Raw genomic sequence first — 12,146 nt, forward strand, 5'->3', positions numbered from 1 at the left:
AAGAAGACGGTGAGGGCGATGCGGAGTCGACTGAGCTCGCTGCGGCTGCCCGGCACGGCGTTGTGCGATCGGGTTTTGTTTATTAGCGGCACAAAATCAGGCTAGGTGGGGGAGAGGGGTGGGGGCAAGGCCGGAGCGCGAACGGGAGCCGTCGACCTGCCGTGGGCCGATAGGTCGAAGTCCCGTCCGCGCAAGGCGCTCGTCCGCCAGCACCTGGCCTGAGCCGCCCGCAGCGCGAGCCGGCGATCGGCTCGCGCTGCGAACGTTGAGACGATCAGCTCCCGCTGGGGTCGTTCAGTCTCGCGTCGGAGGCGTGTAGAAGTCGCCCACGGAAGTCCAGACCCCGTTCTTCACCTCCACGCGTTGCACGCTGCGCGTCCCGAGGTGGTTGTCCGGGCCGAACTTCATCACCGGTGAGACGCCCGGGTCCACTGACGAAGCCTTCTGGTACGCAGCGGTGATCGCCTGGGAGGTGACCGGTCCCTTGACCGTCTTGGCGATTTCGGCGAACACCTTCGCGTTGCTCCAGCCCCACAGGGCGAGGAAGCCGGCGTCCTGGCCGGGCTCGTACTTGGCCATCGCGGTGCGGAACTCCTTCACCGAAGGGTCCGTGTCCGAGGGGGCCTTCACCAGCTGTACGGCCTTGAGGCCCTCGGCGGCGTCCTTGGCCAGCGAGAGCGTCGACTCGGCGGCCACCGGCGCGTAGGCGTAGGTCGGCAAGGAAAGGCCCTGGAGCTTGGCCTCCTTGAGGAAGGCGGCCGCCTCGGGGGAGGTGAGGATCAGGATCACCGCCTGCGTCTTCGCGGCCTTCACCTTGCTGATGACCGGGGTGTAGTCCGTGGTCTGGTACTTGACCGGCAGCCGGTCCACCTCGACCGAGGGGTCCACCTTCTTCGCGACGGGCTCCACCTGCTTGGCCACGTTCACGAACGCGGCCGGGTCACTGTGCACGACGAGGATCTTCTTCGCGCCGTCCTGCACCGCCCACGCGGCGATCGCCGCGGCCTGGTCCTCGTAGAGCGTCTGGGTGCCGAACAGGCCTGCCCGCGGCGGGTCGTACCAGGACTCGCTGCCGCCCACCTCGTTGAGGATCGGGACCTTGGACTGGTTGAGGACGAACGGGAAGGCCGCCTCCGCCTGAGAGGTGCCGTTCGCGTTGACGATGGCCACGACCTTGTCCTGCCCGACGAGTTCACGGGCGATCTGCACTGTCTGCTGCGGATCGGCCGCGTTGTCCTTGACGGTCCACTTGATCTTGCGGCCGTTGATGCCCCCTTGGGCGTTGACCATCTTGAAGTACGCGTCGGCGCCCGCCTTTTCGGGCACGCCGTACGAGGCGGTGGCACCGGTGAGGGGGAGCCACGCGCCGATATGGATCTCCGACGAGTTGCCGCCGCCTCTCGCGGAGTCCTGCCCCGCACACGCGTTGGCGGTCAGCGCCACGACGGCCAGCACGGCCGTCGTTCCCGCGGCGCGGCGGAATCTACTCATTGTCCGGAACACGGTCCACCTCGTTCACTACGGGATTTCAGTTCACCTGGGGGTCCGGGCGGTGGCCGCCGCGGGCGGGGCGGCTTCGAGGCCGCCGCTGAAGTACGCCGATTCCGCCAGGGCCGCGAACTCCGGGTCGCCCGGCCGCCCGTGGGCCGCGACGGCGCCCTCGTGCAGTACGGCCACCTCGTGGCAGACGGACAGGGCGCGGCTGAGCAGTTGTTCGAGCAGGACGACCGTCAGCCCGTCGTGGGCCAGCCGGGCGAGCCGGTCGTACACCTCGTCGACCAGGGCGGGGGCGAGGCCCAACGCCGGTTCGTCGACGATCAGGACGTCAGGGGCGACGATCAGAGCGCGGGCGATGGCGAGCATCTGCTGCTCGCCGCCGGACAGTCCGCCGGCCGACGCGGACATCCGGTCGCGCAGGCGCGCCGGCAGCCATTGGACGGTCTCGTCCATCCGCTCGCGAAGTGCCGAGCCGCCGATACCCGCCGCGTACGCGGCGACTTCGAGGTTCTCGCGCAGGGACAGCGTCTTGAACAGGGCCCGTCCCTCGGGCGCCAGGCTGGTCCGGACGGTCCCGCCGGTCTCCCGGTCACCGTGGGCGGGCCGCAGCGAGCCGTGCAGGATGCCGGCCAGCGTGCTCTTGCCCGCCCCATTGGCACCCGCGATACCCAGCACCACCCCCTGGCGGACGTCGAGTTCGACGTCCCGCAGGGCGACCACACCGCCGTAGCTGTGACCGACCCCGCGCAGCCGGATCATGCTCCGCTCGCCCACCCGCTCCGGCGGCCGGGTCCTGCCGTCGACCGTGCCCAGGTACGACGACCGCACTTTGGGGTCCTGCAACACGGTGTCCGGCGTGCCCTCGCCGATCGTGCGGCCGAAGTCGAACGCCAGCACCCGGTGGGCGACGGAGAAGAGGTCGTCGAGGACGTGGTCGATGACCACCACGGCCGTGCCACCCGCGTGCAGTCTCCTGATGTGCCGTGCCAGCAGGGCCCGTTCACCCGAGTCGAGGCCGCCGAACGGCTCGTCGAGGATCAGCAGTTTCGGCTCCTCGGCCATCGCGCGGGCCAGGTCGAGCCGCTTCTGCAGACCGAACGGCAGCTCCCCGGGGCGCCGGTCGGCCACGTCCGCCAGACCTACGGAGTGCAGCAGCCGCGTGACCTCGGCCCGGTCCCGAGCCGTGATCCGGCGACGGGTGCACAACACGTCCTCCGCGACGGTGAGTTCGGAGAAGACCTCCGCGTGCTGGAAGGTACGGCCGATGCCCAGCCGGCGCCGCGCGGTCGCCCGCGCCTTGAACAGCGGCCGCCCGTCGAACTCGGCGATCCCGTTCACCCGGCCGTTGCCGGTCAGCCCCGACAGCGCGTTCAACAGGGTTGTCTTTCCTGCCCCGTTGGGCCCGATGACGGCCAGGATCTCGTCCTGCCGCAGCGGCAGCGAGGCGTCCTCCAGCGCTTTGAGCCCGCCGTACGAGACCGACACATGCTCCAGACGCAGCAGTACGGGACCCTCGCTCGCCGTTTCGGACGGGAGCTGGAGCGGCGCCGGCTCCACCAACGTGCCCTGTGGCGAAGGGCGTTCGGTGCCAGGCCGGCGCAGCACGCGCCGCAGGAGCCCGCGAGCGGGCTTGGCGAGGAACGGCACGACCCCGCCGGGGAGGAAGAGGAGCACCGCGATCAACACCAGCCCCTGCACCACCGGTTGGGGGAGTCCGACGGCGGACGAGAGCGACGGGTTCCAGGTGAGGTAGATCCCGCCGGCCACGGCTCCCACGATGGTCCCGACTCCGCCCAGCACGCAGGCCGCGATCAGCGAGATGCCGAACGTCAGCGAGAAGGGTTCCGGGCTCACGAACCCGGTGAGCAGTCCGAGCAGTACGCCCGCGAAGCACGTACATGCCCCGCTCACCGCGAACGACAGCGAGGACTGCGCCTCCGGGGCGATGCCGAGCGTACGGGCCGCCAGGGGATGGGACTTGGCGGCCACCAGCCGCATCCGCAGCCCTGAGGCGGCGGCCGGCACGGCCAGCGCGAGCACCACGGAGGCGGCTCCGACCGCGAGGTACTGGGCGTCCGAGCCGCCGCCCGCGAGGGTACCGAGGCCCAGGGCGCTGCGCAGTTGGACCACCGGCACGCCCTGGTCGCCGCCGGTCACGCTGCTCCAGCGGTTGATCAACTCCAGTGTCACCGTGGTGAACGCGAGCGTCAGCAGGGCGATGTAGAGCACCGAGAACCTGGCTCCGGCGTATCCGAGGAAGGCGCCCAGCGCGGCACCGGTGGCCACCGCGCCGAGGATCACCGCCTCCAGCGACCAGTCGTGGCCGCTGCCGTACGCGGCGAAGTAGGCGCCGATGGCGAAGAACGCGGGGTGACCCACCGACCAGATGCCGGACCAGCCGGCGAGCAGACCGACCGACAGCACCACGATCGTGTACACGGCCGCGAGCCCCACCGAGTACATCTGGTACGCGGGGATCGCGCCGCCCGCCATGAACGCCATGAGCACCGCGCCGGCGGCCGGGCCCAGGGCGGCCTTCGCCAGGAGGGAACGGTTGAAGACCATGGAGACGACCCCTCAGACCCGTTGGAAGGTGCGGGTGCCGAACATGCCCTGGGGGCGGATCAGCAGCACCAGCACGGTGAAGGAGAAAACGAACGTGTCCCGGAAGCTGGCGGAGACGTAGTTGGCCGCCAGGTTGTCCAGGACGCCGATGGTCAGACCGCCCAGGACAGCGCCGTACATGCTGGTCAGACCGCCCAGGAAGATTCCGGCGAAGGCCCGGAAGAGCGGTGCGACCAGTGCGGTGGGCACCAGGCCCGACCGTGGCGCGTACAGACAGGCGGCGAGGGCGGCGAGGCCGAGGCCGAGCGCCCAGGAGATCCGGGCCAGGCGTTGGGCGCTGAGCCCGAGCACTCGGGCGGTGTCCGCCGACTCGGCCACGGCGCGCATCGCCGAGCCGAGCGTGGTGCGGGCGAAGAGATAGCCGACCAGCGCCATTGCCACGGCGGCGACGGCGATCGTCACCAGGCTCTGGACCGGCACCGCGGCGCCCGACCAGTGCACCGACCCGTCGACCAGGCTGGGGAAGGCCTTCGGCTGGTCGCCCCAGATCGATCCGGCCGCGCTCTCCGCGATCAGGGACACGCCCATCGTCACGACCAGGGCGGAGAACAACTGCCCCTGCCCCAGGGGCCGGATCACCGTCTCGCGCACCAGCAGTCCCGATGCCACGGTGATGGCGACGGCCGCGAGGATGCCGAGCACCGTCGCGACCCCGCGGTCGTGGAGCGAGACCGCCACGTACAGGCCCAGGGTGGCGAGCGAGGCCATCGCGAAGTTCACGACGTCCGTGGCCCGGTAGATGATGACCAGCCCCAGACCCATGAGGCCGTAGACGGCTCCACTGGCCACTCCGCTGACCAGGACAAGCAGGAACTGGCTCACAGTCCCTCCTTAGGGGAAGAGCGCGTTCGCGCCACTTGGGCAAGAAGCATGATCACCTCACGAACCGCAAAGTTAAAGTGAACTCAATTCAGTACGCTAGGCAGTCAGGAGCCGGACGGGCAAGCCTCGTGCACGGGATTTGTGCCGAGCGCCCGACTCCGGTTCAGTGCGCGGCGACCGTCGGTGACTCGGTGAGCGCGGTCCGTGCCGCCGTCAGCCCGAAGACCAGCGCCGGGGCGAGGCCACCGGCGTAGGCGCGCCGGTACAGGCCGCCGGCGTCCGCCCCGGCCGAGAGCAGGCCGGGCACCGGGCCCCCGCCGTCCGAGTCCGCGGACAGGGCGTGCGCCCCGGCGTCGATGAGCAGCCCGCCGAAGGTGAACGTGATCGCCGGGGCCGCCTCGATCACGTAGAACGGCGGTTCATCGAGCGGCAGTTGGTCGAGCGTCCGCCCGGGCACCGGTGAACCGCTCGCGCTCGTAGTTGCGTTGAACTCCTCGATACGGTCCCGGATCGTGGCCCCCGGATAGCCCCACTCCTCGGGCATCGACGCGAAGTCGTCCAGGCTGTCCGCCACCGCGCTCCGAGCGCCCGCGCGATGGCACAGCTGGAACTTGTCCACGCCGGGGATGCCCTCCACGTACGAGGCGCTGATCCACTCGCGGTGCACCCGCGCGTCGGCGACCAACAGGCCGCGCGCCTGCGGCCGTTCGAGCAGCGCCATGGCAGTGAGATGGTCGCCGACCGTCTCGTCGACGAACCGCTCGCCCGTCGTGTCGAACAGCAGGGCGTGCTCGCTGTAGTAGAGCGCCAGGTCGACGAAGCGCGCGGGGTCGGCCAGCGAGACGCCCGCCGGCATCAGGTGCCCGTAGAACCCCGCGTCCTTCCTGCCGAACGCGGCGCCCGCGGCCCACCCGAGCGTCAGACCGTCGCCCCGGCTGTGCGGGTTGGCCCGCAGTTCGATGTCCGCGGCCTGGGGGTGGACGTGCTCGGCGCGCAGGCGCGGATCCCCCTGGAAACCGCCCGTCGCGAGCAGTGTCCAGGTCGCCTCGATCCGGCGCGGAGATCCGTCCGGCAGCAGGACGTCCGCCCCCTTGACCACCCCGTTCTCCGTCACGAGGGACTGGGTCCAGCAGCCGGTCAGCACCTCCTGGCCCCGGTCGCGGATCAGTCGCTCGCAGGTGTCGAGGTAGTGGTTGGTGTCGACCTGGTGCCCGCGGCCGAAGCCGAGCACGGGCACCTGCGGTCGGCACTCCACGCCGAGCGACCGGACCCACGCCACGCCGTCCGCGAACCCGTCCACCAGAGCGGCGGCCAGCTCCGGGTCGCCGTCCGGATTGACCCGGCGCATCTCCTCGACCGTCGGGGTCGTCCAGATGAAACCGGCGAAGCGGGCGGAGCCGCCGGTGCGTTCCGCCTTCTCCACCAGCACCACCGAGCCACCCTCGGCGGCCACCCGGGCGGCGGCCGAGAGGCCGGCCATTCCGCCGCCGATCACCAACAGATCCACTGTCTCCGTACCCATAGCGGGTCCCACCGCCTTCGCGTCGCTGACTGAAACATGACGCTAATTGAACTCACTTCTGGAGTCGAGAGAGCGGACGACGCGGGGTGGAGCGGTGTGGGTTTCGGCCGGATGTGCCGGGACCGGTCGGGGACCGGTTGAGGATCAGCCGGAGATCGGCCGGAGACCAGTCGAGGACTGGTCGGGGATCAGTCGGGGATCAGCACCGCACGCCCCCGCACCTCACCGGACCGCAGCTTCGCGATCGCCTCCGGCGCGCTCGACAGCGCGAACGGCTCGACTTCGACCCGCAGGGCGCCCTCGCGGGCCAGCGCGATGACCGCTTCCAGTTCGGGCAGGGTCCCCCAGAAGGGCAGCGAGACCCGCGTGCCGGGAGGGAGTGCGCCGGGTTTGCGGACCGCGAGCTCCCCGCCGCCGCTGCCCACGACGGCCAGCTCGCCGCCCGCCCGCAGCACGTCCACCGCGAGACCCAGAGTGGAACGGCTGCCTACGAAGTCGAGCACGGCCACCGCCCCGACCCCGCCCGTCCGGTCACGGAGGACCGTCGCGGTGTCGGGCCGCAGGAGCGTGCCGAAGTGCGCGCCGCTCTCGTCGGCCAGCGTCAACGCCTCTTCCCGTACGTCCACGGCCAGCACGCGCGCGGAGGTCTTGGCCCGCAGGATCTGGACGGCCAGATGTCCCAGTCCGCCGATGCCGAGCACGACCACGCTCGCGCCCGGGGCGTCGCCGAGCGCGCGGCGGACGGTGTGCACGGCGTGGTACGCGGTGAGCCCGGCGTCCGTCAGGGGTGCCGCCTCGGCGGGGACCAGGCCACCCACCGGGACCAGCAGCCGACCCGACGGTACGAGCATCAGGTCGGCCATCCCTCCGTCGCGCCCGAGCCCGGCTCCCGTTCCGACGTGGTCGGCGTCCAGGGCCGCGCGCCGGTCGCAGTAGTTCTCCGCCCCGACCGCGCAGCGCGCGCAACTCCCGCACCCCCAAGGGCCGTACACGACCACGCGCTCGCCGACCGCCGGACCCACGGCCCGCGGACCGCGCTCCAGCACCCGGCCCGCGACCTCGTGCCCGAGGGTGAACGGAATTCGGTACGGGAGATCGCCCGGCCCGGCGTCGATGACATGGAGATCCGAACGGCACAGGCCGGCCGCCTCCACCTGGATCAGGACCTCTTCGGCACCTGGTGAGGGGCGCGGCACCTCCGTGAGGACCGGTGGGCCACCGTGTCGGGTCAGTCTCAGCGCTCTCGTCCTGCCTGTTGACATACGTGGGACAGTAACAAAAATGAAGTCAGTTCAGTAACGGTCAATTCGGTACATGGGCGTGAGGTGGTGGCCATGGATGGGCAGTGAGCACGGGGAGCGCTTCGGTGGGCGGGTCGCGCTCGTCACCGGCGCTGGATCCGGCATCGGCGCGGCGGTCGCCCGGCGGCTCGCCGCGCAGGGGGCCGAGGTCTTCGTCGCGGACGTCGACGGCCCTGCGGCCGAGGCGGTGGCGAAGGAGCTGCTGCGAGCGCACCCGCTGACGGTCGACGTGGCCGAACCCGCCCAGGTGGACCGGGCGTTCGACGAGGTCGTACGACTCCACGGGCGGCTCGACACCGTCGTGCACGCGGCCGGAGTCGACGACCCCACGGCCAAGGAGTGGATCGCGGAAACCCTGGTCGCGGACCGGCCGCCGGACGTGACGACGCGGCTCGGCGACGAGGCGTGGCGGCGCGTGATGCGGGTCAACCTGGACGGCACCTTCCATGTCCTGCGCGCCGCCCTGCGGATCATGGCACCGCGGCGCTCCGGAACTGTCGTCACCGTCGGTTCCTCTTCGGTCTTCGACACCCAAGTCGGTTATCCGCACTACGCGGCCTCCAAGGCCGGCGCGCACGCGCTGAGCCAGTCCGTCGCCAAGGAGGCGATCGCGTTCGGGATTCGCGTCAACATCGTGGCGCCGGGCCCGACCGACACCGGTATGGCCGCCCGGACCCCCGCTGCTCTGCGTCGGGGCTTCGCTGATCCGCGAGTGCGCCCGTACGCCACGCCGGAGGAGATCGCCGACATCGCCCTGTTCCTGGCGAGCGACGAGGCCGCGAACCTCGTCGGCGCGGTCCTCCTCGCCAACGGCGGGCGCTTCACCGTCTAGGGAGGCTTGCATGTTCCGGCTCGATGCCGATCCCACGCTGTTGCTGGAGAGCGACGAACGACGTCAACTCCGCGAGGTGCTGAGGGAGTTGCTGGCCGCGACCTGCGGGCCCGCCGAAGTCCGCAGACAGGCGGAGAGCGCGCGTGGACACGACCGGGCGCTGTGGGACCGCCTCGCCGGCGAGATCGGCGTGCACGGACTCGCGATACCCGAGGAGTACGGCGGTGCCGGCTACACCTTCGCCGAACTCGCCGTGGCGCTGGAGGAGACCGGCCGTGTGCTGTGCCCCGCACCGCTGTTGCCCACCGTCGTCCTCGCCGGACAGGCCCTGTTGGCCAGCGGCGACCGGCGAGCCTGTACCCGATGGCTGCCGGGTATTGCGGCCGGTGCGCGCACGGCCACGGTCGCGGGCTTCCTGCATCCGGCCGATGTGGTGGCCGAAGAGGCCCCCGGCGGCTGGGTGTTGAGAGGTGAGGCCGATTTCGTACCCGACGGAGAGGGTGCCGACCTCCTGGTTGTTGCGGCCCAAACGCCGGACGGGGAGCGGCTGTTCGTCTGTGAGCCGGACGCCGCGACCTGTGACCGCACGGCTCGACGCGTGCTCGACGCCACCCGCCGCCAGGCCCTCGTCCGCTTCCGGGGAGCGCCCGCCGAACCGCTCGGTGAGCCCGGACAGGCACCCGTGATTGTCGAGGCCGTCCTCGACGCCGGTCGTGTAGCGCTGGCCGCCGAGCACGTCGGTGGCAGCTCGCACGCCCTGGACGCCGTACTGGAGTACGTGACGGAACGAACTCAGTTCGGTCGAGCCATCGGGTCGTTCCAGGCGATCAAGCACCGACTGGCCGACCTCCTCGTCGAGGTCGAGGGAGCCCGGTCGGCGTCGGCATACGCGAGCGCCTGCCTGGCCGCGGGGGCGCCGGAACTGCCCGTGGCGGCGAGCGCCGCGGCGGTCGCCTGCACCACCGCGTACCGCCTCGCCACCGCCGAGTACGTCCAGCTCCACGGCGGGATCGGCTTCACCTGGGAGCATCCGGCCCACCTCTGGCTGCGCCGGGCGCGGGCCGACGAGGCGCTGTTCGGCACGGCCGACGACCACCGGTTGCGGTTGGCGCGTCTGCTCGGCCTCACCGGGCGTACCGGCTGATCGCTCGCGGGGTGTCCGCGGCGGTCACTTGCCTCCCGATCCATTGACAGGGGCATCTACTCGCCCACAGAATCGAACTCAATTCAGTTCAGTTGGAGGAGCTCATGGCAGTCGAAGACGAGATCCAGTTCGAACGGGACGGGCAGGTTGCGCGGGTCTGGCTGAACCGCCCGCACAAGAAGAACTGCGTGACCGTGCCGATTCTGAACCGGCTGGACGAGATCATCACCGAGGTCGACGCGGACCCCGAGCTGCGCGTGCTGGTGCTGCGCGGGCGCGGCAACACCTTCTGCTCCGGGTTCGACCTGGACAGCCTCAAGGCCGACTTCGTCGGCAGGTCCAACGCGATCGACGTCGCCGTGCTGTCGGCCAAGGTCTGCGACCGGCTGTACTCGATGAAGACCCCGTCGATCGCCGTCCTCGAAGGCCATGTCACCGCGGGCGGCTTCGAGTTGATGATCTCCTGCGACTTCGCGATCGCCGCGGACGACGCCCTGATCGGGGACTTCCACATCCGGCGCGCCCTGTTCGGCGGCGCCGGCCCGATCTACCGGGTGCCACGCATGATCGGCGTGCGCAAGACCAAGGAGCTCATGCTCACCGGCAAGCTGCTCACCGGGGTCGAGGCCGCCGAGTTCGGTCTCATCAACTCCTCGGCCCCTGCGGACAAACTCGACGCCACCGTCGAGGAGTTCGCCGACCAGCTCGTCGACAAGAGCCCGTTCACCATGTGGATCACCAAGATGACCATCGACCGCAGCCTCGACGCCGACATCCAGTCGCTGATGGTCATGGAGCACCTCGCGGTCGGCGTGATGCTCAACTCCGAGGACGCGGCGGAGGGCGTGGCGGCCTTCCTGGAGAAGCGGGAGCCGCAGTGGAAGGGCCGCTGAGCACAGCGCCCGGGACCGGGAGCCGACTGCGTGGCTCCCGGTGCGCCGACTGCTCGGTGGCCGTCTACCCCGCCGACCCGACGTGCCCGCGCTGCGGGGGACCGGCCGAGCCGGTCGCCCTCTCCGGCACGGGCACGCTGTGGACCTGGACCGTGCAGCGGTACGCGCCCAAGTCGCCACCGTACGCCCCGCCCTCCGCTGGCTTCGCGCCCTTCACTGTCGGATACGTGGAACTGCCGGAAGGCGTAAGGGTGTTGGCCAGGCTCGACATCCAGCCCGAGGACGCGGAGATCGGCATGCCGTTGACGATCACGGCGGGCGACGGCGTGCCCACGGCCGCGGGAGACGCCGTATGAGCGGCGAGGACGTGCTGGTCTGTGGCGCCGGGATCACCTCCTTCGCCCGGACGGAGGCGAGCGGTCGGCAGTTGGCGGTGCAGGCCGTGCGGGCCGCCCTGGCCGACGCCGGACTCCCGTGGTCCCGGGTGCGGGCCGCGTACGGCGGCAGCGATGCGGCCGGCAACGCCGACACGCTGGTCGCCGAACTCGGCCTGACGGGAGTGCCGTTCACCAATGTGCGCAACGGTTGCGCGACCGGCGGCAGCGCGCTGGTGTCGGCGGTGAACGCGATCCGCTCCGGCGCGGCGGATGTCGCCCTCGCCGTCGGATTCGACAAGCATCCGCGCGGCGCCTTCGACCCGCGGCCTGCCGACTGGGGCCTCGACGAGGCCTACGGGCGCGACGGGTTGATGGTGACCACGCAGTTCTTCGCGATGAAGATCCAGCGGTACATGCACGACCACGGCATCAGCCCCCGCACCCTCGCGCTCGTCGCGCAGAAGGCGTACGCCAACGGGGTGCTCAACCCGCACGCCTGGCGTCGCAAGCCGCTCGACGCGGACGAGATCCTGGCGTCCGGGATGGTCAACGACCCGCTGACCCGGTACATGTTCTGCTCGCCCGGCCAGGGCGCGGTCGCGCTGATCCTGTGCAGCCGCGCAGTGGCCCGCGAGCTCGACGCGACGGCGATCACGCTGCGGGCGGCGGTCGTACGGACCCGGCGGTTCGGCTCTTTCGAGGTGTTCAGCCCCTGGGCGCCGGCGGGGTCGCCGACGAGCGTGAGCGCGGACGCGGCTCAAGCCGCCTTCGAGCAGGCCGGGTTGGGACCGCGTGACATCGACGTGTGCCAGTTGCAGGACACCGAGAGCGGCGCCGAGGTGATGCACCTGGCCGAGTGCGGGTTCTGCGAACACGGCGAGCAGGAGTCGCTCATCCCCTTCGGCGCGACCGGGATCGACGGCTCGCTGCCGGTCAACACCGACGGCGGGTGCATCGCCAACGGTGAGCCGATCGGTGCCTCCGGACTGCGCCAAGTCCACGAGGTCGTACAGCAGTTGCGCGGCCGGGCGGGCGAACGGCAGGTACTCGGCGACCCGTCGACCGGCTTCACCCATGTGTACGGGGCGCCGGGCGTGAGCGCCTGCACGGTACTGACCCGCTGACCGGCTGAC

General features: G+C 71.0%; 10 protein-coding genes. 5 read left to right on the top strand and 5 right to left on the bottom strand.

The window, feature by feature from the left end:
- Positions 1-294 precede the first annotated feature (294 nt).
- The 5 genes from ACWDR3_RS09005 to ACWDR3_RS09025 all read right to left on the bottom strand — a co-directional run bounded on the left by ACWDR3_RS09005 (position 295) and on the right by ACWDR3_RS09025 (position 7,728).
- Positions 295-1,491 carry an ABC transporter substrate-binding protein gene (locus tag ACWDR3_RS09005; RefSeq protein WP_450351787.1) on the bottom strand — a complete coding sequence of 399 codons (1,197 nt, stop codon included), beginning with the start codon at positions 1,489-1,491 and terminating at the stop codon, positions 295-297.
- A 42-nt stretch (positions 1,492-1,533) separates the two neighbouring features.
- Complete coding sequence (locus ACWDR3_RS09010; protein WP_450351788.1) at positions 1,534-4,062, bottom strand: ATP-binding cassette domain-containing protein; 2,529 nt, start codon at positions 4,060-4,062, stop codon at positions 1,534-1,536.
- A 12-nt stretch (positions 4,063-4,074) separates the two neighbouring features.
- Positions 4,075-4,944 (bottom strand): branched-chain amino acid ABC transporter permease, encoded by an 870-nt coding sequence (locus ACWDR3_RS09015; RefSeq protein ID WP_450351789.1) that lies wholly within the window; start codon positions 4,942-4,944, stop codon positions 4,075-4,077.
- A 163-nt stretch (positions 4,945-5,107) separates the two neighbouring features.
- On the bottom strand, positions 5,108-6,466 hold the full coding sequence (locus tag ACWDR3_RS09020) for an FAD-dependent oxidoreductase (protein ID WP_450351790.1): 1,359 nt from the start codon (positions 6,464-6,466) through the stop codon (positions 5,108-5,110).
- Positions 6,467-6,654: 188 nt separating this feature from the next.
- Complete coding sequence (locus tag ACWDR3_RS09025) at positions 6,655-7,728, bottom strand: NAD(P)-dependent alcohol dehydrogenase (protein WP_450351791.1); 1,074 nt, start codon at positions 7,726-7,728, stop codon at positions 6,655-6,657.
- A gap of 76 nt (positions 7,729-7,804) precedes the next feature.
- On the opposite strand from ACWDR3_RS09025, the gene ACWDR3_RS09030 reads away from it, so the two are divergent.
- From ACWDR3_RS09030 to ACWDR3_RS09050, 5 genes are all read left to right on the top strand, one after another.
- Positions 7,805-8,599 carry an SDR family NAD(P)-dependent oxidoreductase gene (locus ACWDR3_RS09030; RefSeq protein ID WP_450351792.1) on the top strand — a complete coding sequence of 265 codons (795 nt, stop codon included), beginning with the start codon at positions 7,805-7,807 and terminating at the stop codon, positions 8,597-8,599.
- 10 nt (positions 8,600-8,609) lie between these two features.
- The gene (locus ACWDR3_RS09035) at positions 8,610-9,743 is read left to right on the top strand and encodes an acyl-CoA dehydrogenase family protein (RefSeq protein ID WP_450351793.1); all 1,134 of its coding nucleotides are present in this window, start codon (positions 8,610-8,612) and stop codon (positions 9,741-9,743) included.
- Between the two features lie 104 nt (positions 9,744-9,847).
- Positions 9,848-10,636, top strand: coding sequence for an enoyl-CoA hydratase/isomerase family protein (locus ACWDR3_RS09040; RefSeq protein ID WP_351492692.1), 789 nt, complete (start codon positions 9,848-9,850; stop codon positions 10,634-10,636).
- On the top strand, positions 10,621-10,992 hold the full coding sequence (locus ACWDR3_RS09045; RefSeq protein ID WP_450351794.1) for a Zn-ribbon domain-containing OB-fold protein: 372 nt from the start codon (positions 10,621-10,623) through the stop codon (positions 10,990-10,992). The genes ACWDR3_RS09040 and ACWDR3_RS09045 overlap by 16 nt, the downstream gene beginning before the upstream one ends.
- The gene (locus tag ACWDR3_RS09050; RefSeq protein ID WP_450351795.1) at positions 10,989-12,137 is read left to right on the top strand and encodes a thiolase family protein; all 1,149 of its coding nucleotides are present in this window, start codon (positions 10,989-10,991) and stop codon (positions 12,135-12,137) included. Before ACWDR3_RS09045 ends, ACWDR3_RS09050 begins: the two co-directional genes overlap by 4 nt.
- Positions 12,138-12,146: the final 9 nt, after the last annotated feature.

The organism is Streptomyces sp. NPDC001002 (assembly GCF_053599215.1).